We start from the raw sequence: 26307 nt of genomic DNA on the forward strand, positions 1-26307 counted from the left end.
TATTTAACAATTAAAAATTATATAATTATTATAGCATAAAATTTGTTCTCACAATATCTAAAATATCTACTAATAAAGCTCCAATTTGTAAAAGTTGTGATGGCTCGGTTTTTTGTAATTCTTTTTAGAAAAAGAAGAAATATTGAATTGTTGCATTTAGACTATGACACTAAGCACCTCTTTGACAATAGTTTCATAGTTATCAATTACCGTTTTAAAAATGCCATTTATTATCGATTTGGTAATCATAAAACGCTAGAAAAACAAATCAAAATTTTTAATATAGAAAACTTTGACAATGAGTTTGATTTAATTGTTTATGGATTCTTTAGGAAGAAAACATATAAAATACAATTTGAACCACAACTGACTTTAAATAGCAATAGTTTTAAAACCACTATTTCTAATCTTTCCCTAAAACTAAAGGAACAAAACGTTCCTAAACTAGCATATCCATTTATTTATCTAGGCATAGAAAAACCAAATATTATGTCTAAAAAAATTAAGATAACAAACCATTCATTACAAATAAAAACCAATTCCTTTAACCAAAACGAATTTATATGACACGAGATTACTACGAATTACCAAAATCAAGTTCAGTAATGCGATTTCTATGGAAATGCGCAGGTGGAGATCGCTATCTTTTAGAAAGAGCAACGTATTCTGACCAAATTAAGTATATGTGTTTAGGAGGAATCGTTTTTGCAACAGGTGCTATGGCTGGTTTGGCTGGCGGATATGCTTTTTATACCATTTTTTCTCCTAAGTCTGCAAATGTATTAGATAAAGTCGTAACTGTAATTGATAATCCAGATTTAATCCCGACCGATATACCAAGTGTAATAATGGCATTAATTTTTGGTGTTATTTGGGGATTAATAATTTTTAATATAGACCGCTTCATTGTTACTAGTACAGGTAAAGGAGATGGCACTGAAAAAATCACAAAAGATGAAATAATAGGAGCTATTCCAAGAATCATTATGGGTATGATAATAGCAATTACGATTTCGAAACCAATTGAAATACGAATGTTTCAATCTGAAATCAATATTGCCGTAAAAGCAGAACAAGATAGTCTTAAAGGAGTAAGGATTGATCAAATTCAGACTAATTATGAAAAATCAGTTTCTGAACTAAAAAAGAATTTAGGTAGAATACAAACTGGGATTGACGATAACGAAAAATTAATCTCAGAATATGAAAATACTCTTCGAATCGAAATATCAGGCGATAGACCAGGCTATGGAGATAGAGCAAAAAATTTGGAAAGATTAAAAAGCATAGCTGAAAATAAACTCATAGAATTAAAAAACAACAGCCTATACAAGTCTGTTTCAATTGATTTAAGAGCTGCTGAAGTTGAAAAACAAAAAAAAATAAAAAATATTGACAAAGAACTAGCCTCATTAGATGGTCTTTTGATTAGAATAAGAAAAGCACATCAAGAAGCAGGTTGGACTATAACAATTTTTATTACTTTACTGTTTATGGCAATAGAATTAACACCCATATTTTTCAAATTAATGTTAACCAAAACTACTTATGATTATCTCGCAGAAAACAGAGATGAATTAATTAAAGCTGATTATGGAATAGAAGTGAAATATGATTATTACAAAGACAAGCAGGGTATTGAAAAACATTTAACTATTAATCACGAAGCTGAAAAATTAATTTATGAAAAGATAAAAGTTACCGAAATTCAAAAGGAGTTAACTGACTATGCAATTCAAAAGTATAAAGAACGTGAAAAGAAAAAAATAGATGAAAATTTAGATACTTATATAAAGTCTATCGACAAAAATGAACAAGACGTATAACAGCATAAGGCTTTTTTTATTTACCTGTTCTGGTGAAGATAACTTCATACTAAAAAGATGTAAAGGAGAAATTCAGAAACGATTTGCTCTTTTAGGCTTTTTTGTGTTGCTAATCTTTGTAGGATGTTTTTTCAGCGCTACCTTTTTCACTTATTCATTATTTGACGGAGGAGCAAAATTGATGAGTATTCCAGTGGGAATCATCTGGGGTACAATAATAGTCAATATGTATTTACTTTTGCTACACACTATTTCACCCGCCATTATTCCCTTATCATCTAAAAAGAAAAAAAGAAAAATAAATGATTTAGAAGAACCAAAGGTTCAAAATACTTTTTTAAACTTATCTATGCTGCTCCGAATGAGTTTTATGGTGTTATTGGCAATCATAATAGCCCAACCACTAAACGTTCGTTTACTTTCTTCAACAGTTGCAACAAGCATTGATAAACACAAAATTCAAGAAAGAGTAAAGTTATATTCCTTTACAAATAAAGAATTAATAAAAAATGAACTTTTAGATCAAAAAGAGTTTGTTAATAAAATAAAAAATAGAATAAATAGTCAAATAGCTCCAAAATTATTAGAAAGAATACAAACAATTAATGACAAGATTTATAAAGATAGTTTGTTTATTGTTAACACATCAAAACTCTTAAAACAACTTAACTTAATCGAAGAAAAATCATTTCTAATTCCTCAAGAGATAGCCAAAAAAGAGGGGATTTTAGAAAATTTAGATAGTTTGCTAAATAATGAAGTACAATCTGACAATGATTTTATAACTTCTATCGATTCTATTACAATAAATGGAAGTTTGGAAGATGATTTTTATAAATTCAAAACTAATTTAATAGCATTAGTAACTGAAAAAATAAACAACTATACTGTTTTAAATGAATTATTGAATAAAAGTAATTTCTATGTCAAAACAATTCAATTGCTATTGGCTGAAAATCCAGTTTCTTGGATAGTTACTTTACTGGTATGTTTGGTGTTTTTATTACCCATTTACTTTAAATATAAGGTTCGTGATGTATCAGCAGCTATTTTTAAAACACAAGAACTAAATGAACCGGAAATTATTAGATTGAGAGAAGAATTAATAAATACTACTAATTTCAATTGGTTAGAAAAAAAGATAAAATCAACCAACATTAAAAATATAAGAACCTCAGATTATTATTTTCAAAGAATGCTAATTGAGCATAAAATAATATTGGAAGAATACGATATTGCTAAAAAGAAATTTTCCCAAACCCTTACGGCTAATGTTATACAGTACAATAGGAATTCATTGAAAAAATTACTTCCATTATTGGAAAAACTAAAACAGGTGAATCTTGCCAAATACAACGAAATCTCCAAACAAATTTTTGAAGAATATGTTGATGAAGAAATGATAAAATATGAATATTGGTTAGATTGCCCTTTTAGAACCAAAAAAATTCATACACCATTAATTATTAATAATGAAATTGGTCTTTTAAATTTCGTTTACAATAATACTAATGAAGCAGAAAAACAATAACCATTTCTTATGATTGATAAAATAACAAATATCATACATGAAGAACCTTTCATAGGAAAAGATGGTTTGTCCTATATCAAAATTACCAAGGAGATTTTAACACCTCGCAAAACGTATTTAAAAGGAACGATTACAGGAAAATATAGAGGAAGTAAATTACCCGATGAAAATGATAAATCCGAATTATTTGATTTTGAAATATATGAAGCCGAGGTTTTATGTAATTCTTTAGATGATTTCAGAAAGAACCAAGCTTTTATTTTCCCCAATGATTTTAAAAATCTTTCAAATGAAACTAAAATAAAAGGAACAGTTTTTCCTAAAGATAAACTTCCAAAGACATTGCCGGTTTTAATCAAAGCAAATGAGAAGTCATTTGGAGTAAATGTCTTGGAACCACAACTGTTCGAATTTGATATTATCCACAAATTACATCAAACTAATGGAGACGAGGTTTTTGGTACATTCGATGCTTTTATAACGGGTTACGTTCTTGATTATGAAAGAGAAGAAATTGAAGAAGTTGTTGGGCCAATTGTTAAGGCACCAGTTATTAATGTACCTATTAAACCCATTAAACCTACTTCTTGTAAATGTAGCACTATAGAAACTGGAAAAACAGAAACAAAAGGAGATTACATTAGAAAAGAATTTAAATGCAAAAACCATAATGACAATGTATGGGGAGACTGGAAATACAATAAAGAAGAGCCTTTTGGTTGTATGGGTTGCTTTAGTCAAATTTTTGCCATCATAGCTGTTTTGATAGGACTATTCTTTTTGATACAATTATTTCCGTTTCTACTAATTTTTGTAGGTTTCTATTTGGTGTTATTTTTAATAGGTTTTCTTGCACCATATTTTAAATGGATTTTTAGAATATTAGGAATTTTATTCTTGATTGTTTTTCTTGGTTCATTAGTTAAAACTTGTTCTGGTTCATCCCAGCATTATAGTCCAACTCCCCTTATTGTTGATACTCCCAGAGAGGTAAATCCAGTTATCGAGCCAATTGTAGATACAACAACTACTAACGCGATTGACACTCTTCAAAAACCAAAATTAGACAGTATAATAACGCGATTTAGAAGATGGAAAGATTATAGCGGCAAAAATTATGAAGGAAAGTATCAAATAAGAGTAAGCGATTTTAATAAAGCCCGTTATTATAAAAATAATTTGAATTTAAACCAAAGATCCATCAATTCATATGACAAAGTAGTTTTTAGTTTAAAAGAATTTGATAAAAATAGATTCAATAGTGTTTATAATCTTTTTGATAGCATTGGTAAAGCAAACCAATTAAGTAAAATTAAGTTTGCAGAAATGATTGTTACTTTTGTTCAGGACATTCCATATGTAATAGTGTTAAATGATGGTTGTGATGCGAGCCTATATAATGACAAATTTACTAGGAATTATATACTAAATCGTCAAGGGGAGTGTGATGGCAACCAACGTTTTGGAATAAATACTCCAGTAGAATTTTTAACCAATTTAAAAGGTGATTGTGATACAAGAACATTATTGCTTTATACAATATTTTCTCATTACGATTACGATGTAGCCTTAATGAGTAGCGAATTTTATGGTCATTCGATTATTGGAATAAATCTTCCAATAAACGGAATTGCATATATTTACAATAATCAAAAGTATGTGCTATGGGAAACCACTGCTCCAAATTGTGAACCTGGAATAATACCAAATGAAATTTCAAATTTAAATAACTGGAGAATCTCCTTAAAATCTAAATAATATGGACAAACAAAGCTTATTTTTTACTTCTATTGTGGCAATTGTAGCAACGGTACTTTTATTAATGGGAATTCAATTTCTCGCTAAAAAACTAAACATTAAATCAGAAAACGAACAAAAAATTTCGATTTGTTATTCCATTTGGACATCATCCATAATGATCGCTTTCTTTATGTTTTTAAAAGTAGCTTTAGGGTTAGTTGAAAACTCTATTGAACTAATAATATATTCTAAAACTATTGATAATGCCTTTATTGCTGTAATGCAAAAAATTGCTGTTTTCTCTGGATTCACATTTCTTTTTACATTTTTAGCCTATTATATAGTTCATGTTTTACTGACTTTCACCATTGGAAAAAGGAATGATGGCATAGAAATGGAAAAAGAAAATATAGGTTATTTTTTTATCAAAGGAGCATTATTAATTCTCTTAGTATTTTCTTTAATTACAATTTTTGAACATTTTTTAGGATGGTTTGTTATTAAAGTAGATACCCCTTTTTATCATTAGGCAAATAAATAATTTCAATAATTATGATAAAAAAAACATTGACAATAATTACTTTTATATTTATAACAGCTTTTTCTCCCAATAAAACTACAGTTTATATTTGTGGACCACTAGGTGCAAAAAAATATCATCATTCAAGTTATTGTAGAGGTTTAAGTGCATGCAAACATCAGATAAATGAAGTTTCCAAAGAAAAAGCTATTTCCTTAGGCTTAGCGCTTTGTGGCTGGGAAGATTAATAAATTTAACATCTAGCATTTTAAGTACTAAAATCAAAAATATTGAAAAAGTTTATTTACTGTATTTTCCTATTCACCTCTACCCTATTCTCCCAAGTCAAACTCCTTTCCTGGAACATAGAAAATTTGGGGCAATCGAAATCAAACGGCGAAATCAGTTTTATAGCCAACACAGTCAAAGATTATGACATTGTAGCTATACAGGAAGTCGTGGCAGGTGATGGTGGTGCGCAAGCGGTGGCGAAACTCGCTGATGAACTCAACAGAAAAGGAGCGAAATGGGATTATACTATCAGTGACCCTACTAGTAGTAGTGCCTATAAAACGGAGCGGTATGCTTTTTTATGGAAAACGAATCGGGTAAAAAAGATAGGGAAAGCGTGGCTAGAAGTAAACTACCATTTAGAGATTGACAGAGAGCCTTACCTCTGCACTTTTCAATATGAAAACAAACAATTTACGGTCGTCAATTTTCACGCCATAACCAAGAAAATGCAACCGGAAACAGAGATCAAATATTTTAAATTTTTACCTAGTGCATATCCCAGTTTGAATCTGATTTTTGTTGGCGATTTCAACTGTCCCCAATCGCACACGGTTTTCAATCCTTTGAAGAAGATGGGTTATCAACCTATTTTTATGAATCAGAAGACCTCTTTGAAAAAAGAATGTGTTACCGGAGATTGCCTAGCATCGGAATTTGACAATATTTTTTACGATACAAAAATTACGAAACTAAATTCTGGAGTTCTTCCTTTTTACAAAGATTTCAATTCTTTGAAGGAAGCCCGAATGATTTCTGATCATATCCCAATTTGGTTTGCCTTTTCTGTAAACTGAGTGTACATCATCAGTGAAAAGGGGACTGATTTAAACCAAATCAAATAATTCCCTAAATTTAAAAAGTGCATGAGCTTCTAACCTCTACCCTCCAATGTGCTTCCACACCGAACAAACAACGTTAGGCATAGTATTGAAACTATTTTTACTAGGCTTCTCGATACCATTTTTAATAGTAAAGCTGTTGCATTACTAGTAAAAACCACTCGAAGTGACGGCTAAATGATTCATCGGTTACTTGGAGGAAGTTGTCGTTTGTGAGTTGTGATTTGCGGGTTGTGATCCTTAGAAAGGATTAGGATGAAAAGCGTTTTGGGATTGTTTTTCTGCGATGCAGAGTCTCACGACTTCGGATTTTTTTCTCAATTACGCACTGCCACGAGGTTATCGAAGTACTGCAATTCTAAATCATAACCGCTTTACCCCCTCTTTAACAAATCAACAACAACCGATATTCCCCTTCCTTTTCTACGGGAGCTCTGTGAATGCAAGGCAGCACTTGTTGTTCCGGATGATCCACCGCCAGGCGCCAGAGGTGTCCTAGTCCTAAATTGACAGGCGTGGCATTGGGTTGCGCCTGATAATGCAAATCGAAGTAGTTTTCTTTAAAAAAGTCTTCCAATTCTTCCGCTGGGCCGTTGTGCAGGGCTGCCAACTTTTCTCTAATTTCAGGAATTAGGATTTTTTGCTCCGCTTGGGCATTTGCAATAATATCACTAGCCGCTCCGTGATAGGTACACAAAAAAGTATCTGTGGCTATGGGCGAACGATCCACATGAAAGGAATACACATCGGTCGAGATGAAATCGAACTCCTCATCCCGTTCGTAACATTTCAATAAATTGAGCGAGGGCGAAGCCCCAAAATCAGTTAACAATTGCCAATCGTTTAAGATGATATCTCTCGCTACACTCCCCTGTTCCGAAAGTTGGAGTGCCAATAAGTCTTCTGGCTGTACTACGGTGATGTTTCCTTTGAGTTGGAGTTGGTTGACAATGGCAGCAAAATCGCCTTCCAAATGGCGGTACCAGCAGAGGGCATTTCGTTCTCCTTTAAAATCCGTGTTTACCAATTCTGAAAAAGTGGAGACTAGTCCAATTTGGCTGTTGTTGGAAAATGGATGGGTCATAGTGGTGATGAAAAAGGCTGTTTCTTACTGTGGTACAAAAGTAGGGAATTGTTATGAGTTGTGGGGTGTCGGTTGTGGGGTGTCGGTTAATTGGTTAATCGGTTAATTGTTTAAGGGTTGGGGGATGTTGGGACACGGATGACACGGATTTACCTTGTAAAGACACAGATAAAACGGATTTTTTTTATCGTGTTGGTGTTGAAACGATTAACGCGGATTGTTGGCCCCATCTAAAGATGTGGCTTTATAGTTTCTTTTATGGTATTGGGAGTTTGTGGTAGGATGAGTTTTTGACCACAAATTACACGAATTTGCACAAATTTATTTTGTGGTGGAAAGTGTGAGTTGTTGGTTTTAATTACAATTGTTTGCCTGCGCGCCGCCTGGCTCCTTGCCCTACCCCCTAACCCCCTAAAGGGGGAACTGGCAAGAGGGATGTAGTTTGTGTTTTATGGTTTATAGTTGTGGGTGTTCATCGCTATTGTTTGCCACCGCACCGGCTGGCTCCTTCGCTAAAATAGTCCACCGGACTGTTTTTTAACGCTCGGCCCGGTTGTGTCCTTCGACAGGCTCAGGATGACAGTGAGTTGTGGGGTGTCAGTTGTGGGTTGTCGGTTATCTGTTATCCGTTATTTGTTATCCGTTATTTGTTGTCAGTTATCAGCTAACCGATTAACCGATTAACCGATTAACCAATTAAAAGTTTAATTGAAAGAGATATTGGTATTTGGAATTTGGATTTTGGATTTTACCCTTTGTCCTATCAAAAAAAGATTGTAGTTTTGAAAAAACAATATATCAGCCCCATTACAGCCCCTATTTATGAAAAAATATTTCCTTCACGACGGTACCGAAAGCAGTGGTCCTTTTGATTTTGAAGAATTAATTACCCAAAAAATCACCCCCAAAACGCCTGTGTGGTTCGAAGGAATGGAAAAATGGAAATTTGCGGGAGAAATCCCTGAATTGCAGTCTATTTTTAAGGTCAGTCCTCCTCCATTGGATATCAAAAAGGAGGAACCCATACCCCAAAAAACTGCGGTTAAACTAGCCAAAAAACAAATCTTTAGCCTAAGTCGCCCGACTTTTTTTATCATTTGTGCCGCCATTGTGCTCTTGGCAGGCATCTCCTATTTGAAAAACCTTGAAGAAACCAGAAGCCGAGAATTGCGCATCAAAAACCATAAAACCGAAGTCGAAAATTACCAACTAGAGCTGAAAGAAAAAGAAATTGAGGAGCAAAAGAAAATGCAGGCCGAGGCCGAAAAAGCCGCTGCGGAAAGAGCCCTTGAACAACAAAAACAAGCCAAAACCGACAGAATTATCGAGATCGATAAATTAATCGCCATCTCGCAATCGAATCTTGAAGCGAGCAAAAGAAAATTGAACAATGCCTCAGGTTTCAAAATATTGAGAAGTTCGACGGAAAAGAAAGAGGAACTCAATGCCCTGCAACTGCAAATCGATTCCATCTACAAAGATATTGACCAACTCAAAATTGAATCGAATCAGTTGAAATTGGATTTGGAGAAAATACCGTGATGAGAGGTTAATCGGTTAAGCGGTTAATCGGTTAATTGTTTAAGGGTTGTGCGATGTTGGGACACGGATGACACGGATTTACTTTGTAAAGACGCAGATAAAACGGATTTTTTTTATCGTGTTGGTGTTGAAACGATTAACGCGGATTGTTGGCCCCATCTAAAGATGTAGCTTTATAGGTTCTTTTATGGAATTAGGAGTTTGTGGTAGGATGAGTTTTTGACCACAAATTACACTAATTTGCACAAATTTATTTTGTGGTGGATAGTGTGAGTTGTTGGTTTTAATTACAATTGTTTGCCTGTGCGCCGGCTGGCTCCTTCGCTAAAACAGTCCACTGGACTGTTTTTTAACGCTCGGCCCGGTTGTGGGTTAATTGGTTAAGTGATTAAGAGTTGTGGGTTATGGGGGTTATATGGAATTTGCATTATTCTTAGTATAAAAACACTACCGCATTTTTATTGGTAGTTCAAAATGAAGGAAAAAGACAAGTTAAAAGAAAAATTAAGCATTATATTCTTGATGCAATTATTTCAGTCGGTTGCTTTGTAAATTCCAAACGAGGTTCGCAATTTCGTCAATGGGCAAGTCAAGGTTTAAAATCGTATTTTTGCGACTATATCATAGCAGGATAATGGAAATCGAAATCTATAAAACAAAAGAAAATACTACTGAAGTTCGAGTACTATTTCAAAAAGAAACTGTTTGGCTTAATCAAGCTCAATTAGCAGAGTTATTTGAAAAAGATAGAACTGTAGTTTCAAAACATATCCGTAATATATTTAAAGAAGGTGAATTAGAAGAAAAAGTGGTCTGTGCAAAATTTGCACATACCACTCAACATGGTGCTGTAAAAGGAAAAACTCAAGAAGCAATCAGTAATTATTATAACCTCGATGTTATCATATATCAGTACAGGAAAAAGCAGGGCATTTGTTGTATTTTGTGACCAAAAACCATTCGTTTTCAGATGGAAATAAGCGAATTGCTGCTTTTCTGTTTGTTTGGTTTCTGGAGCGAAATGCTTTGCTGTATAACGAAGGAAAAAAAGTAATTGACGATAATGCCCTAGTAGCATTAACCTTGATGATAGCCGAGTCGAAACCGGATGATAAAGACATGATGGTTAAAGTAATAATAAATTTGATTAACAATAGATAAGGGGGTGTCGGTTAATTGGTTAATTGGTTAATTGGTTAATTGGTTAATTGTTTAATCGGTTAATTGTTTAAGAGTTTAGGGGTTAATTAGTTGTCGGTTACCTGTTGTCGGTTAGCCGTTGCCCGTTATCCGTTATTTGTTGTTAGTTTTCAGTTAACCGATTAACCGTTTAACCGATTAACCATACACCATTTACATTATTCTTAAAATAAAAACCTGATTTTATCGATTTGGACTAATTTACATCTAAATTCAATTAATTATTATTATATAAATTCGATATTTAGTGATTTTTTTGCAATATTTGTATCTATCAAATACTATCAAAAAAACACTTCCTTATGTCCATAAAAATAGCCATTTCACATAAAACAGCTTACAAATTTGATCGAAGTGTAAAATTGTTTCCTCATCTCTTTCGACTTCGTCCAGCCGCCCATTCCAGAACCGTTATCGAAGGCTATTCTTTTAAGATTTATCCCGAAAATCATTTTATCAATTGGCAACAAGACCCTTTCGGCAATTACCAAGCGAGAGTCGTTTTCAACGAAAAATCTACGGAACTCCGGGTGGAAGTGGAAGTGATTGCCAAGCTGAAAGTCATCAATCCGTTTGACTTTTTTGTCGAAGAATACGCCGAAACCTTTCCTTTTTGTTATGAAAATAATTTGTTCAAAGAGTTATTTCCCTATTTAGAAGTAAAAGATACAGGAACGAAATTTGATGCTTTTGTGGCGCAATTGGCTCAGCTAAAGGACTTGAAAACAGTCGATTTTTTGGTGTACGCCAATCAATTGGTATTTCAAACTTTAAGTTACAATATCCGCCTCGAAGTGGGTGTTCAAAGCAGTGAAGAAACCTTGGCGCTCCAAAGCGGTTCCTGTCGTGATTTTGCTTGGTTGTTGGTGCAGGCCTTGCGCAGTATTGGCTTGGCAACTCGATTTGTGTCGGGTTATTTGGTGCAACTGACTTCGGATGTCAAATCGCTCGATGGGCCGTCGGGTCCCGAAAATGATTTTACCGATTTGCACGCTTGGGTCGAAGTATATTTGCCCGGAGCGGGCTGGATTGGACTCGACCCTACTTCGGGGCTATTTGCCGGCGAAGGTCATATTCCGTTGAGCTGTACGCCCGATTACGAGAGTGCTGCTCCCGTGACGGGTGCTACTGAAATCTGTCAGGTGGCATTTGAATTTGACAATACGGTCACTCGGATTCACGAAGACCCGAGAGTCACCAAACCCTATACCGAAAAGCAATGGGAAGCCATTATGGAGGTGGGTAATGTGGTTGAAAAAGACTTAATCGAAGGCGATGTTCGTTTGACAATGGGGGGCGAACCTACCTTTGTTTCCATCGATGATTTTGAATCTCCCGAGTGGAATTCTACTGCCGATGGGCCTTTGAAACGCAAATTGGCTTACGATTTGGCACTCCGACTGAAGGGTCGTTTTGCTCACGGCGGATTGCTTCATTTTGGTCAGGGCAAATGGTATCCGGGCGAATTGTTTCCGCGTTGGCAATATGCTTTGTATTGGAGAAAAGACGGCTTACCGATGTGGAAAAACGATGGTTTGATTGCCAAAGAGGACGGCAAAAAATATACTTTTCACGATGCCGAACGTTTTGCCATTGAACTCACCAAATACTTGGGCATTGACACCAAAAACATCAATCCTACCTATGAAGACCCAATTTACTGGGCTTTGGAAGAAGGAAAATTGCCCGTGAATTTAGACCCGCTAGCAGTTAATCTCAAAGATTCGGTGCAGCGTCATACGTTGGCTAAATTATTGGAAAAAGGCCTGAACAATCCTTCGGGTTTTGTGTTGCCATTGAAATGGATTCATGAATCCCATCATTGGGTGAGCTGTGTTTGGGAATTCCGAAGAGGGCAATGCTATTTGATACCTGGGAACTCCCCTATTGGCTTGCGTTTGCCTCTAGAATCCTTGCCCAAAGTGTCTAAAAACAAAAGAGAGCAACCCATTGCCCGAAGTTTATTCGAAGAATTACCTCCTTTGGGTGATTACCATCAATCTTTGGAAGAACGCTATGGCACTGCATCAGCAGCTTATAAAGCGACCGTTGCTCCAAAATTAGAAGACGAAAAAGAAGAAGAGCAAGAAAAGGAAGCTTTACTATTTGAAGTAGATACCTTTTCGACGGCATTGTGTGTTGAAGAACGGGATGGCATTATCTATGTTTTCTTGCCGCCCACCGATTATCTGGAAACCTATCTCGACCTGATTGCTTCGGTGGAAGCCACTGCCGAAAAACTACAAATGCCTGTGCGCATTGAAGGTTACCAACCCCAATCCGATTACCGCATCGAGAAAATGATGGTGACTCCAGACCCCGGTGTTATCGAGGTGAATGTGCATCCTGCCAAGTCTTGGCAAGAAATTGTAGACCACACGACCGCTTTGTATGAAGAAGCTTTTCTGTCGCGATTGGGCACCGACAAATTTATGGTCGATGGCCGTCATACCGGAACCGGTGGTGGCAATCATGTGACTTTGGGAGCTGCCAAACCCGAGGACAGTCCGCTGTTGCGAAGACCCGATTTGTTGCGCAGTCTGATTACCTATTGGCAACATCATCCGGTGTTGAGTTATCTTTTTGCCGGGCCTTTTATTGGGCCTACGAGTCAAGCTCCCCGCATTGACGAAGGTCGTGACGAGCGTTTGTATGAAATGGAAATTGCCTTTGAACAAATTCCGAAAGGCAAGGAACTTCCTTTTTGGATGGTGGATCGCATTTTTAGAAATTTACTCACCGACATTACCGGAAATACGCACAGAACCGAGTTTTGCATCGACAAATTGTATTCCCCCGATTCCTCGACAGGAAGATTGGGCATCTTAGAACTTCGCGCTTTTGATATGCCGCCTCACAAACATATGAACTTAGTGCAAAACCTATTGGTGCGCGCTTTGGTCGCCAAGTTTTGGAAAAACCCGTACGAGAAAAAATTAGTACGTTGGGGCACCGAATTGCACGATAAATTCTTGTTGCCTCATTTTGCCTATCTCGATATGATTGATGTCGTCAATGATTTGAAAGAAGCGGGCTATGATTTTGACATCTCGTGGTTTGACCCGTTTTTTGAATTTAGATATCCGCATCACGGGGGGATTACGGTGGACAATATTCAACTGGAAATCCGTTTGGGTATTGAGCCTTGGCACGTTTTGGGCGAGGAATTATCGAGTAACGGCACCGCTCGTTTTGTGGATTCTTCCTTGGAACGTTTGCAAGTGAAAGTATCGGGCATCATTCCAGACCGCCATATTTTATTGTGCAAAGGCTGTAGAATTCCGCTACGCAGTACGGGAACCAAAGGCGAATATGTAGCCGGCATTCGGTATAAAGCCTGGAATCCGCCTTCGGCCTTGCATCCCAATATAGGGGTGGATGTACCTTTGGTTTTTGATATTGTCGATACTTGGAATAACAAAGTAATTGGGGGTTGTACTTATTTTGTTTCGCATCCCGGAGGACGAAGTTTCGATACCTATCCGGTGAATAGTTATGAAGCCGAGTCGCGGAAAATCAGTCGTTTTTGGGATTTTGGACATACGCCTTCTGCTACCACAGAACAAACTGCGCCTGTTTTTGATACGCCGACGGTTTCGCGGTTTGTGGCTCAGAATAAAACCAATTTAAAGCCGGATACGCCTATAGAATTGGTTAATCCAGAATATCCGAATACTTTGGATTTAAGGCATTATTGGGTGGCGAAGAAGTAACTGTTTGGGCCACAGATGGCACAGATTGAAACGGATTAAAAGTATAATTCCGCTAGAGATAATTTAAAAAAAATGAAACGCATAGAAACATAGATTGTATAACTATTGAAAAGGCGTTTCACTTTGTTTGAGCAAAACATAGATTGGAATTGAGCAATTATAAATGAATTAAAAAGTTGGGCCACGGATGGCACAGATGGAAACGGATTGAAAGTATAATTCCGCTAGAGATAATTTAAAAAAAATGAAACGCATAGAAACATAGATTGTATAACTATTGAAAAGGCGTTTCACTTTGTTTGAGCAAAACATAGATTGGAATTGAGCAATTATCAATGAATTAAAAAGTTGGGCCACAGATGGCACAGATTGAAACGGATTGAAAGTATAATTCCGCTAGAGATAATTTAAAAAAAATGAAACGCATAGAAACATAGATTGTATAACTATTGAAAAGGCGTTTCACTTTGTTTGAGCAAAACATAGATTGGAATTGAGCAATTATCAATGAATTAAAAAGTTGGGCCACAGATGGCACAGATGGAAACGGATTGAAAGTATAATTCCGCTAGAGATAATTTAAAAAAAATGAAACGCATAGAAACATAGATTGTATAACTATTGAAAAGGCGTTTCACTTTGTTTGAGCAAAACATAGATTGGAATTGAGCAATTATCAATGAATTAAAAAGTTGGGCCGCAGATGGCACAGATTGAAACGGATTGAAAGTATAATTCCGCTAGAGATAATTTAAAAAAAATGAAACGCATAGAAACATAGATTGTATAACTATTGAAAAGGCGTTTCACTTTGTTTGAGCAAAACATAGATTGGAATTGAGCAATTATCAATGAATTAAAAAGTTGGGCCACAGATGGCACAGATGGAAACGGATTGAAAGTATAATTCCGCTAGAGATAATTTAAAAAAAATGAAACGCATAGAAACATAGATTGTATAACTATTGAAAAGGCGTTACACTTTTTTTGAGCAAAACATAGATTGGAATTGAGCAATTATCAATGAATTAAAAAGTTGGGCCACAGATGGCACAGATTGAAACGGATTAAAAGTATAATTCCGCTAGAGATAATTTAAAAAAAATGAAACGCATAGAAACATAGATTGTATAACTATTGAAAAGGCGTTTCACTTTGTTTGAGCAAAACATAGATTGGAATTGAGCAATTATCAATGAATTAAAAAGTTGGGCCACAGATGGCACAGATTGAAACGGATTAAAAGTATAATTCCACTAGAGATAATTTAAAAAAAATGAAACGCATAGAAACATAGATTGTATAACTATTGAAAAGGCGTTTCACTTTGTTTGAGCAAAACATAGATCGGAATTGAGCAATTATAAGTGGTTTAAAAAGTTTGGACACGGATGGCACAGATAGAAACGGATTAAAAGTATAATTCCGCTAGAGATAATTTAAAAAATATGAAACGCATAGAAACATAGATTGTATAACTATTGAAAAGGCGTTTCACTTTGTTTGAGCAAAACATAGATTGGAATTGAGCAATTATAAATGAATTAAAAAGTTGGGCCACAGATGGCACAGATAGAAACGGATTAAAAGTATAATTCCGCTAGAGATAATTTAAAAAAAATGAAACGCATAGAAACATAGATTGTATAACTATTGAAAAGGCGTTTCACTTTGTTTGAGCAAAACATAGATTGGAATTGAGCAATTATAAGTGGTTTAAAAAGTTGGGCCACGGATGGCACAGATTGAAACGGATTGAAAGTATAATTCCGCTAGAGATAATTTAAAAAAAATGAAACGCATAGAAACATAGATTGTATAACTATTGAAAAGGCGTTTCACTTTGTTTGAGCAAAACATAGATTGGAATTGAGCAATTATCAATGAATTAAAAAGTTGGGCCACAGATGGCACAGATAGAAACGGATTGAAAGTATAATTCCGCTAGAGATAATTTAAAAAAAATGAAACGCATAGAAACATAGATTGTATAACTATTGAAAAGGCGTTTCACTTTGTTTGAGCAAAACATAGATTGGAATTGAGCAATTATAAGTGGTTTAAAAAGTTTGGACACGGATTGAAGAATGGTGGACCTGACAGGTTGAAACGAAACATATCAATTTAAACCATTAAGGCAGTTAAGGAAATTAAGTTTGTGAGGCTTGTATAATGAAATAAATATGAAACGCAGTTTGAAAATCTGGCTGGTTGAAACGAAACATATCAATTTAAACCATTAAGGCAGTTAAGGAAATTAAGTTTAGTTGTTTGGCATTTCGACGAAGGAAACCAAAACGAACAAATTTATTTTTTAACAAATGCTGTAAATAGTAGAATTCAGCAGATAGCAACACCTTATGAAAACACACCCCTAACCCCTCTGAAGAGGGGAATTAAAAGTGCTAACATTCAAAAACCGGCCTTTTATATTGCTTTTTTTACCATTAAAATTATATCTTAGGATGACTGAAGAGAAAAAATTTCATTAATAGGGTTCTCGATACATTTTTTGCTGCGTTTCTCTCCACAAAAAACACTCAAACTGACGCTTAGATGTAATGGTGCCCAACGGGTTGCATAAAAAAGTTGTAAAGGAGATCGTTTATTTAATTGTAGTTTGCATTAAAAATAGTATTTTGCAAGATTAAATATGTAATTCATTCCAAACCAAAAATGATTCAAGATATTACATTGGGATTGCTCCAAGCTTATAAAGAAAGTATCAATTCGTACGACGAGGTGCTTGACCAAAATGGCCAAATAAAGCCGTATTGGCAGGGACTTTTCGATACTTTAGAATCTATTGGCATCGATGAATTGAAATTGCGTAACGAAGAAATTATAAAAAAGTTAAAAGAAAACGGCGTTACGTATAATGTGTATGATTCGAATAAAGAGTCGAATCGCGCTTGGAAATTGGACCCTATACCTTTTCTCCTTCACGAATCGGAATGGAAAACCATTGAAGAAGGTTTAAAACAAAGGGCTCGCTTATTGGATTTAATCCTGAAAGATCTTTATGGCCCTCAAACCCTCATCAAAAACGGAATTATCCCTGCCGAATTGGTTTTTGACAATTCTGGTTTTCTCTTACCTTGTTTCGACATTCGACAAAAACACGACAAACATTTACTCAATTATGCGGTAGATTTAGCCCGTGGCCCCGACGGGAAAATGTGGCTCTTGGACAATCGAACCCAAGCTCCTTCAGGTGCAGGTTATGCCTTGGAGAATCGAATTGTAATGAGTAAAATTTTCCCTGAACTCAATAAAAAAATATACCGAAAACGACTTTCGCCCTATTTTAGTCAATTTCAACAAACAGTGGACGCTATTGGAAGCAATAGCAATGAAAATCCAAATGTGGTTTTCTTGACTCCAGGTCCTGGAAATGAAACCTATTTTGAACACGTTTATATTTCCTCCTACCTAGGTTATACTTTAGTGCAAGGCAATGATTTGTTGGTGCGCGATGGTTTTGTTTGGCTTAAATCGATAGACCAATTGGAGCGTGTAGATGTCATCATCAAACGATTGGATGACAATTGGTGCGATCCATTGGAATTACGTCGCGATTCTTTGTTGGGAATTCCAGGTCTGTTACAAGTCATTCGCTTGGGAAATGTGGCTGTGGTCAATCCACCCGGAACCAGTATTTTAGAGAATTACGGTTTGATGGCCTTTATGCAAAATGCCTGTAAGTTTCTTTTAAAAGAACCTTTATTGATGTCATCAGTAGCCACTTGGTGGTGCGGACAAACCAAAGAATTGCATTTTGTTCTTGAAAATTTATCCAAGTTAATCATCAAGAAAACCAATAGAAAACAAGGTTTTAGGTCTATTTATGGCCGCGCTTTGACTGAAGAGGAACTCGAGAACTTGAAGCAATTGATTCTAAAAAATCCCAAAGATTTTGTTGCCCAAGAAGAAGTCAGTTTGAGCACCACCCCCGCCTTTATCAATGGCGTAATCGAACCCCGATTTGCTGCATTACGCGCTTTTTTGATTGCAGACGGCGAAGATTACAAAGTGATGCAAGGAGGACTAACACGAAGTTCTGCTATCAAAGGGAAATTTGAAATATCCAACCGTTTTGGAGGAATCTCCAAAGACACTTGGATTATTTCGGATACGCCAATCGAATACCAAGAAAGAACTTTTGAACGCAAATACACCAACAATCAGCTAAAAAATTCTTTGACCAGCCGTAATGCCGAGAACTTATTTTGGGTAGGACGATTGTGCGAAAGAACGATGGCGTTGCGAAGCTTTTTGAAAATTATTCTCAATAGGCTCAACGAAAACGTGACCAAACACGGCAATACACAACCGGAGTTTTTGGTCGTTTTATTGAAATCGCTGACCCATTTAACCCAAACCTACCCAGGATTTGTGGGCAAAGAAGCCAAAGAGGGAGAAGTATTTGATAATGAAGCCATTTTTGAAGACCCTATTGCCGAATTGCTGCTTTTGATTAATGATCCTAAAAAAGTAGGCTCCGTGGTGTACAACATTCAATCGCTGTTGAACACCATCAATCAAGTAAGTGAAAAATGGAATCACGATACGCGCCGCATTATCAACTTGGTCGAAGACAGCCTTTTTGCGCTGAAAAACACCAATACCAATAACATCAACTATGTCAATCACGGTTTAGATAAATTACACATTCGTCTGTTTTCGTTTTATGGCAACATCTACGAAACCTTGCCCAGAGACAATGGTTTTTATTTGTTGGAATCGGGGAAAAATGTGGAACGCATTTTATCTTTGATTTCCGTTTTTCGCTCGACCTTGAATTTCAAAAAAAATGAGGAAGAAGAGGCATTTCTGATGGAAGCCATTTTAGAAAACCATCATTTATTGGCACAATACCGCAATATTTACAAATCGCATTTGAGTCTGAAAGCCGTAATCAATATGGTGTTTTTAGAAAAAAACTTGCCTTTTACCCTTTCCTTTTTATTAGATACTTTGACGGAATACTTGTCAAAATTACCTAAAACCAACGACCCCAATCGCTTGAGTATAGCCGAAAAATCAGTTTTGGAAGCCAGCACTATTGTCGAGCTCATCGATGCCGATAGTCTGATCAAAGAGGATGAACTCACGATGTTTCGTCCTGAATTGGACGCTACTTTGGCTCGGGTTTTTGAATTGATTTGTAATGTATCCAACAATTTAGCGAGTTTGTATTTTAACCATTCGGTGATGCAACATTCTGTTTTTGACACCCTTGAAAATATAGAAACTGATGAAATATAGATTAAAACATCAAACCCTGTATACTTACGTCAATGAAGTTCACAATTATCAAAGCATATTGTGTCTTCAACCCCGAAATTCGGGCAACCAAATTTGCCGCAATTTCAAGATCGATATTGAACCTAAACCTTCTAAAATATACTCCCGGACTGATTATTTTGGGAACATTCAACATTATTTTTCGCTACACGAATCACACAAATCACTCAAAGTAACCGTTTCGAGTGAAGTGGAAGTATTGCATAACGCGGTGCAGCTTTTTAATACCATAACTTGTGCAGAAGCTAGACTTAAATTCCAAACCGATTTGAAACTCAAAAATGAGGTTTTACAATACCAATTACCCAGTCAATACATCAGTTGGGACGACGAAATTAAAGCTTTTGCCGAAACCTGTCTGATTCCTGAAAAGTCACTTTTTGAATCCGTTTTAGATTTAATTAAAAAAATATATACCGAGTTCCAATTCAAATCAGGTTCTACCAATGTGAATACCCCACTGAAGACGGTACTTAAGGAACGTAAAGGCGTTTGTCAGGATTTCTCTCATTTGGCGATTGCCAGTTTGCGAAGTGTGGGGATTCCCGCCAAATATGTCAGCGGTTATATCGAAACCCTACCGCCAAAAGGCAAACCCAAACTAGAAGGTTCTGATGCCTCCCACGCCTGGATATCGGTTTACATTCCTGAAATGGGCTGGTGCGAATTTGACCCCACCAACAATATGATTCCGCAGCAACGCCATATTGTAACGGCTTATGGTCGAGACTTTGCCGATTTATCGCCTCTGAAAGGAATTATTTTTAGCTCTGGCGAGCATAAAGTAAAAGTTGAAGTCGATGTGATACCTGTTCAATAATTAAGATAATTAAATAGCATCAAAAGAAAACATCCCCTTTTAACGGCTCGCAAAGCTTCAGTAATCGATTTGGATACAGCTAACGCTTTGTTTGCTGCTATTTTGAAATCAGACATTCCGTTTGGTTATCAGCAAGCCAATTGTCACAATATCACGCATTATATCAGTTTATTGTTAGCATCAAAAGGATATCAATGTGCCAAGATTTGGGCCTTTGCCCCAGTAGTTTATTCCTCTTCAAGCAGTAAACTCATTTCCTTTGCCGACAAAAAAAACATATCTCCCGGGGGCAGAATAGATTGGGGCTTTCACGTGGCTCCTATACTTCAAGTACGTATTGGCACAAAAGTCCGTAAAATGGTCATAGATCCCGGTTTATTTCCGAAAAGTCCAGTACGCTATCGCACTTGGCTAGCCAAACTCAAAACCCGAAAACTGATCTACCTGATTATGGATTCGGAATGGTATTTATTCAATTCGTCGATGATTCCCAATTCGCAATTGAGTCCCGATTACAATGAAATCCAACCAAATGTCAAATTGCCTGATTGGTTTGCGGATAAACTGATTACCGATTTTTTCAAATACGAAGACGATTGTTTGGAACAGCATTGGATCGAAAAAGGACTTGCCATAAACGAAACAGCATTAGCCTTTTATGAATCAGAGGTTAAACACTTACTTCACTCGAAAGTGAATCACGAATTAGTCGAAGATTATAAAATGTTGTCGGGAAATGTATTCAATTTCGAAACAGTTTTCAGAGATCAGAACTGGAATTATGAAATGAATGAAGACTTTCAATTCAGGCATCAAGCTATTATTGCCAAATACCGAGAAATTTACGAAGCTACCCTTAAAAAATGGCAGGCATCAGTAGCCGCATTACTGATCGCTGCCCCAAAAAAACGGAAGAAATAAGAGCGGTTTTACTTTATTCCGACAAATGAGCTAAATATAATAGTAAACCCATTGGGTTGCAATTAATAAAATTTCAATTATTGATTAAATAAAAAATTAAACCGCATAGAAACATAGAAAAAAAAGAATTGGATAGCCCAATTGCTTCGCCTGTTCGCTAGCGCTCGAGTCTTGGGTTCACATAGCTATGTTTTTTTAAATAAAGTGAAACGTCTTTTAAAAATCACAAAATCTCTGTTCTGATAGCTATCGGAACTATGTGGTTAAAAAACTTTTCAAATTGAATTTCAACCAACGGTTTAATATTAAGTGCTATAAACTACTAATACAAAAAAGGGACAGAAAAAATCTGCCCCTTTACACTTTATAGTTTACTAATATAACTGCCGTACAAATCTTTGAACTGATAGCCTTCGGAGAGGCGGTCTTTGCTCAATTTTTTGTACTCCACCAATCCCCAAAGGATAAACTCTTTCATAAAATAGCTGTCTTCTTTTTTGAGTTGTGGTTGGTATTTTTTAACCAAGATGTCTAAAGGCGCAATGCCATCCAAAATCGTTTTGTATTCTTCATCGGAGCAATCGTCTTGCAGTTCGAAACCACTTTCCGTAAAAAACCATTCTAAGATATCGGAATAAGGCGTTTTTTCTCCTTGTTTTTCGAGTTTTTCAATTTTCGGAAAATAGCCGGGAAAGAACGTATGAATCGCATCGCCAATTAGATGCTGTGCCACAATAGCCGCTCCCTCCTGCTCCCCTTCGTACACCAATTCGACTTTACCCGTTATAGAAGGAATAATTCCCATAAAGTCGGACAATCGCAAACTGGTTTTATCTAAACCTGATTTCAGCGAACGACGTTCGGCGGTGCTCAATAAATTCTCGAAAGCGGTGATGCTTAATCTTGCACTCACGCCACTTTTGTTGTCAATAAATTCGCTTTCACGAGCTTCAAAACTGATTTGTTCCAATAAATCTCTGGCCAAGGAAGGTACGTACACCAAATCACTTTGAGCGGCATCCAATTTGGCTTCTTGCTCGGTAATCGTGCGGGCAATCTTGATGGTTTCCGGGTAATGCGTTAGGATTTGCGAACCAATTCTGTCTTTCAAAGGCGTTACAATACTACCACGATTGGTATAATCTTCTGGATTTGCTGTAAAAATGAACTGCATATCGAGGGGCATCCTCAATTTGAAACCCCGAATTTGAATGTCGCCTTCCTGCAAAATATTGAACAAAGCCACTTGGATTCTGGCTTGTAAATCGGGCAATTCGTTGATGACAAAAATACTGCGATTCGCCCTGGGAATCATTCCGAAATGAATCACACGATCATCGGCATAGGATAATTTCAAATTCGCTGCTTTGATTGGGTCGACATCGCCTATTAAATCGGCAACGGTAACATCGGGAGTGGCGAGTTTTTCAAAAAAGCGTTCGCTTCGATGCAGCCAAGATATGGGCGTTTCGTCTCCTTTTTCGGCAATTGCATCTTTGGCAAAACGAGAAATTGGATTCAAGGGATCGTCACAAATTTCAGAGCCAGTTACAAACGGAATGTATTCGTCTAATAGCTCAATCATTTTGCGTGCCAGTCGGGTTTTGGCTTGACCACGAAGCCCCAATAAATTGATATTGTGCCGAGACAAAATAGCACGTTCCAACTCCGGAATTACGGTGTTTTCGAAACCGTGAACTCCCTCAAAAGTGGGCTGACCTGACTTGATTTTCTCTCGCAAATTGTGACGCAATTCGTCTTTGATACTTTTGGATTGGTATCCTGATTTTTTTAATTCCCCAAGTGTTTTTATTTTGTTCATTGATTATTTATTAAAATGTATTTATTTTTTAAACGCATAGATACATAGTTTTTTTCATTTTGATAAGGCGTTTCACTTTATGATAGTAATTAATAGTTATGTGATTCAGAAATGGGCTATCTAGAGCTTTTTTCTATGATTCTATGCGTTTCCATTTTTCATTTCTAGGAATTTGATAATTAAAATTAGCTTGACCCGTTGGGTGAAATTCAATTGTTAAAGTTTTTTAACCACATAGAAATATTTTTATTGTGATTTTAAAAGGCGTTTCACTTTATTTGAGAAAACATAGCTATGCGAACCCAAGACTCGAGCGCTAGCGAACAGGCGAAGCAATTGGGCTATCTAGAGCTTTTTTCTATGATTCTATGCGTTTCCATTTTTCATTTCTAGGAATTTAATAATTAAAATTAACTTGTTACTTTATTCGTTTCTTTCTATTGGTTTCATAATCTTCGAAAATCATTTCGCCCAGGCCTTTTAGTCCGGTGTAGAAGGCTTTTCCTTGATTGGCTTCGGTAAAACGATTGACGAATTGCTGCAAATAGGGATCTCGGGCAATCATAAAAGTCGTGATGGGAATGTGCAACCTGCGTGCCTGCTGCGCCTCGTTGTAACATTTGTCGACAATGTATTCGTCGAGTCCGTTGCTGTTCATATAATAGGTGCCGTCTTTTTCGCGGACACAGCTCGGTTTGCCATCGGTAATCATAAAAATTTGCTTGTTGGTATTGCGCTTTCTACGCAGTAAATCCATCGCCAATTGCAAGCCCGCCACGGTATTGGTGTGATACGGACCTACTTTGAGGTAAGGTAAATCTCGAATGGCAATGGGCCAAGCATCGTTGCCAAAAACTAAAATATCTAAGGTGTCTTTGGGGTAGCGCGTCGTAATTAATTCGGCCAAAGCCATCGCTACTTTCTTTGCTGGCGTAATTCGGTCTTCGCCGTACAAGATCATACTGTGGCTGATATCGATCATCAAAACCGTGCTCATTTGGGATTTGTACTGGGTTTCTTCGACGACCAAATCATTTTCGGTCAGCCTAAAATCGGCCACCCCATTATTGATTTGGGCGTTGCGTAAACTTTCGGTTAAGGAAATGCGTTCCAAGCCATCTCCGAAATGAAATTCCCGAAATTCTCCGGTATGCTCGTCGCCGTTTCCTGTATGTTTTGTTTTGTGGTTCCCGCTACCAGAACGTTTTAGATTGCCGAAAATGTTATCAAGTGCCTGCTGACGAATGGCTCTTTCCGTTTTGGCCGTTATTCCCATTCCTGAAGTTCCATCGTCTTTGAGTTCTTCGCGGATGTATCCTTTTTTCTTTAAATCTTCGATGAAATCATCGATGGTGTAGGCGGAATCGGTGAGTTTGTATTCCTTGTCCAATTCCCGCAACCAATCAATGGCTTCGTCAAAATCGCCCGAAGTATGGGTAATTAACTCCTTGAATATCGCAAAGAGTTTATCGAACGGAGACTGAAATGGTGCTTCGTAGGTCTTGAAATAAAAGCCTTTTTTGATGGTGTTCTTCATAAGTTTTAAAAGTACATTATTTTAAAAAGAACGGAAGGCAAACAGATATTAATTTTTAGTTAAAAGAGCCCGTTGCGTTTCATTAGTTTTTGATGCTAATTTTTCGAAAGTTCGAGTGATTTTCTCCCGAAGCCTGGGCAAGAAAATTGTCCTGCGATCAACTCAGGAGAACAGCATAGAAGAATTATCATTACTAACGGTTCTCGATACAATTTTTAAAGCATAACTTTTAGGTTATACAAACAAGTTTTAGCTGGCTTTAAAAATCAAATCGAACTGACGTTCTACTGACTTTATTAATTATCCACGCGTCACTTCGAGTGATTTTGAATGGTAATGCGACAGCTTTACTATTCAAAATTGTATCGAGAAGCCTTTTCACTACTAGGGTTCTCGATACAATTTTTAAAGCATAACTTTTAAGTTATACAATCAAGTTTTATCCAGCTTTAAAAATTACTCGAACTGACGAACTAGTAACGTTATTATTTACCCACACGTCACTTCGAGTGATTTTGAATGGTAATGCGACAGCTTTACTATTCAAAATTGTATCGAGAAGCCTTATAAATCGGAAATATTCTCAAAGCATCAAACGTCTTTAAAACTTTTTCTTTGCTAAATTAGGAAGTTTGTCATATTCTTCATTTATCAATGCTTCCTTTTTTGCTCTAGACCATTTTTTTATTTTTTTCTCGATATCTATTGCCAAATTAATATCTGTGAATTCACAATAATAAACTAATTCAACAGGTCTTTTGTTCGCTGTATAACAATCAGGATAAAAACCAGTTTGGCGCTGAAAAAGTCGTTGTGTTAAATTGCTTGTGACTCCTGTATAATAAGAATCGTCAGAGCATTTTAAAATGTACACATAAGATTGTTTCATTTAATGATCAATTTTATTAGGGTTCTCGATACAATTTTTAAAGCATAACTTTTAGGTTATACTATCAAGTTTTAGCTGGCTTTAAAAATTACTCGAACTGACGTTCTACTGACTTTATTAATTATCCACGCGTCACTTCGAGTGATTTTGAATGGTAATGCGACAGCTTTACTATTCAAAATTGTATCGAGAAGCCTTTTGACAGCTAGGGTTCTCGATACAATTTTTAAAGCATAACTTTTAAGTTATACAATCAAGTTTTAGCTGGCTTTAAAAATCACTCGAACTGACGAACTATCGATTATCATTGTATTTATCTCTACATCACTTCGAGTGATTTTTATGGTAAGGCGACAGCGTTACAATAAAAATTGTATCGAGAAGCCTTATAAATCGGAAATATTCTCAAAGCATCAAACGTCTTTAAAACTTTTTCTTTGCTAAATTAGGAAGTTTGTCATATTCTTCATTTATCAATGCTTCCTTTTTTGCTCTAGACCATTTTTTTATTTTTTTCTCGATATCTATTGCCAAATTAATATCTGTGAATTCACAATAATAAACTAATTCAACAGGTCTTTTGTTCGCTGTATAACAATCAGGATAAAAACCAGTTTGGTGCTGAAAAAGTCGTTGTGTTAAATTGCTTGTGACTCCTGTATAATAAGAATCGTCAGAGCATTTTAATATGTACACATAAGATTGTTTCATTTAATGATCAA

20 protein-coding genes are annotated in these 26307 nt (G+C 36.2%); 15 read left to right on the top strand and 5 right to left on the bottom strand.

Translation table 11 applies throughout. The features are described 5' to 3' along the window. Positions 1-99 precede the first annotated feature (99 nt). The 7 genes from E1750_RS02950 to E1750_RS02980 are packed head-to-tail and all read left to right on the top strand — an operon-like array spanning position 100 to position 6705. Complete coding sequence (locus tag E1750_RS02950) at positions 100-567, top strand: hypothetical protein (protein WP_133275330.1); 468 nt, start codon at positions 100-102, stop codon at positions 565-567. After that, entirely contained in the window at positions 564-1826 is a 1263-nt protein-coding gene (locus E1750_RS02955; RefSeq protein ID WP_133275331.1) for a DUF4407 domain-containing protein, read from the top strand. The genes E1750_RS02950 and E1750_RS02955 overlap by 4 nt, the downstream gene beginning before the upstream one ends. After that, positions 1810-3357, top strand: coding sequence for a DUF4407 domain-containing protein (locus E1750_RS02960; RefSeq protein ID WP_133275332.1), 1548 nt, complete (start codon positions 1810-1812; stop codon positions 3355-3357). The genes E1750_RS02955 and E1750_RS02960 overlap by 17 nt, the downstream gene beginning before the upstream one ends. Before the next feature lie 9 nt (positions 3358-3366). Continuing rightward, on the top strand, positions 3367-5115 hold the full coding sequence (locus E1750_RS02965) for a paraquat-inducible protein A (protein WP_133275333.1): 1749 nt from the start codon (positions 3367-3369) through the stop codon (positions 5113-5115). Between the two features lies 1 nt (position 5116). After that, entirely contained in the window at positions 5117-5626 is a 510-nt protein-coding gene (locus E1750_RS02970; protein ID WP_133275334.1) for a hypothetical protein, read from the top strand. 23 nt (positions 5627-5649) lie between these two features. Next, positions 5650-5865 (top strand): hypothetical protein, encoded by a 216-nt coding sequence (locus E1750_RS02975; RefSeq protein WP_133275335.1) that lies wholly within the window; start codon positions 5650-5652, stop codon positions 5863-5865. A 42-nt stretch (positions 5866-5907) separates the two neighbouring features. Continuing rightward, entirely contained in the window at positions 5908-6705 is a 798-nt protein-coding gene (locus tag E1750_RS02980) for an endonuclease/exonuclease/phosphatase family protein (protein ID WP_133275336.1), read from the top strand. Positions 6706-7135: 430 nt separating this feature from the next. Here the strand turns inward: E1750_RS02980 and E1750_RS02985 are convergent, their stop codons facing one another. Then, positions 7136-7834 (bottom strand): DUF1826 domain-containing protein, encoded by a 699-nt coding sequence (locus tag E1750_RS02985; RefSeq protein WP_133275337.1) that lies wholly within the window; start codon positions 7832-7834, stop codon positions 7136-7138. 822 nt (positions 7835-8656) lie between these two features. Between E1750_RS02985 and E1750_RS02990 the strand changes: the two genes are divergently transcribed. The 8 genes from E1750_RS02990 (at position 8657) to E1750_RS03025 (ending at position 21337) form a co-directional block, all read left to right on the top strand. After that, the gene (locus tag E1750_RS02990; RefSeq protein WP_133275338.1) at positions 8657-9376 is read left to right on the top strand and encodes a DUF4339 domain-containing protein; all 720 of its coding nucleotides are present in this window, start codon (positions 8657-8659) and stop codon (positions 9374-9376) included. A gap of 461 nt (positions 9377-9837) precedes the next feature. After that, positions 9838-10011, top strand: coding sequence for a RhuM family protein (rhuM, locus tag E1750_RS02995; RefSeq protein ID WP_133275339.1), 174 nt, complete (start codon positions 9838-9840; stop codon positions 10009-10011). Further along, complete coding sequence (locus E1750_RS17880; RefSeq protein ID WP_133275340.1) at positions 10011-10325, top strand: hypothetical protein; 315 nt, start codon at positions 10011-10013, stop codon at positions 10323-10325. The genes rhuM and E1750_RS17880 overlap by 1 nt, the downstream gene beginning before the upstream one ends. Next, positions 10322-10537: a Fic family protein gene (locus tag E1750_RS17885; RefSeq protein WP_227873947.1), complete on the top strand. Its 216-nt coding sequence runs from the start codon at positions 10322-10324 to the stop codon at positions 10535-10537. Before E1750_RS17880 ends, E1750_RS17885 begins: the two co-directional genes overlap by 4 nt. A gap of 341 nt (positions 10538-10878) precedes the next feature. Continuing rightward, positions 10879-14289, top strand: a complete 3411-nt coding sequence (locus tag E1750_RS03010) for a transglutaminase family protein (protein ID WP_133275342.1) — start codon at positions 10879-10881, stop codon at positions 14287-14289. A 2676-nt stretch (positions 14290-16965) separates the two neighbouring features. Continuing rightward, positions 16966-19557: a circularly permuted type 2 ATP-grasp protein gene (locus E1750_RS03015; protein ID WP_133275343.1), complete on the top strand. Its 2592-nt coding sequence runs from the start codon at positions 16966-16968 to the stop codon at positions 19555-19557. Then, the gene (locus tag E1750_RS03020; RefSeq protein WP_133275344.1) at positions 19547-20416 is read left to right on the top strand and encodes a transglutaminase family protein; all 870 of its coding nucleotides are present in this window, start codon (positions 19547-19549) and stop codon (positions 20414-20416) included. The genes E1750_RS03015 and E1750_RS03020 overlap by 11 nt, the downstream gene beginning before the upstream one ends. Positions 20417-20485: 69 nt before the next feature. Beyond that, positions 20486-21337, top strand: coding sequence for a protein-glutamine glutaminase family protein (locus E1750_RS03025; RefSeq protein ID WP_227873948.1), 852 nt, complete (start codon positions 20486-20488; stop codon positions 21335-21337). A gap of 364 nt (positions 21338-21701) precedes the next feature. Here E1750_RS03025 and E1750_RS03030 read toward each other — a convergent pair whose 3' ends face one another. The 4 genes from E1750_RS03030 to E1750_RS03045 form a co-directional block, all read right to left on the bottom strand. Continuing rightward, positions 21702-23159 carry an AAA family ATPase gene (locus tag E1750_RS03030; RefSeq protein WP_133275346.1) on the bottom strand — a complete coding sequence of 486 codons (1458 nt, stop codon included), beginning with the start codon at positions 23157-23159 and terminating at the stop codon, positions 21702-21704. 418 nt (positions 23160-23577) lie between these two features. Continuing rightward, positions 23578-24696 carry a vWA domain-containing protein gene (locus E1750_RS03035; protein ID WP_133275347.1) on the bottom strand — a complete coding sequence of 373 codons (1119 nt, stop codon included), beginning with the start codon at positions 24694-24696 and terminating at the stop codon, positions 23578-23580. A gap of 601 nt (positions 24697-25297) precedes the next feature. Then, positions 25298-25585: a GIY-YIG nuclease family protein gene (locus tag E1750_RS03040; protein WP_133275348.1), complete on the bottom strand. Its 288-nt coding sequence runs from the start codon at positions 25583-25585 to the stop codon at positions 25298-25300. Positions 25586-26008: 423 nt separating this feature from the next. Further along, positions 26009-26296: a GIY-YIG nuclease family protein gene (locus E1750_RS03045; RefSeq protein ID WP_133275349.1), complete on the bottom strand. Its 288-nt coding sequence runs from the start codon at positions 26294-26296 to the stop codon at positions 26009-26011. Positions 26297-26307 lie beyond the last annotated feature (11 nt).

Origin of the sequence: Flavobacterium nackdongense, assembly GCF_004355225.1 — a bacterium.
Taxonomy (GTDB): domain Bacteria; phylum Bacteroidota; class Bacteroidia; order Flavobacteriales; family Flavobacteriaceae; genus Flavobacterium; species Flavobacterium nackdongense.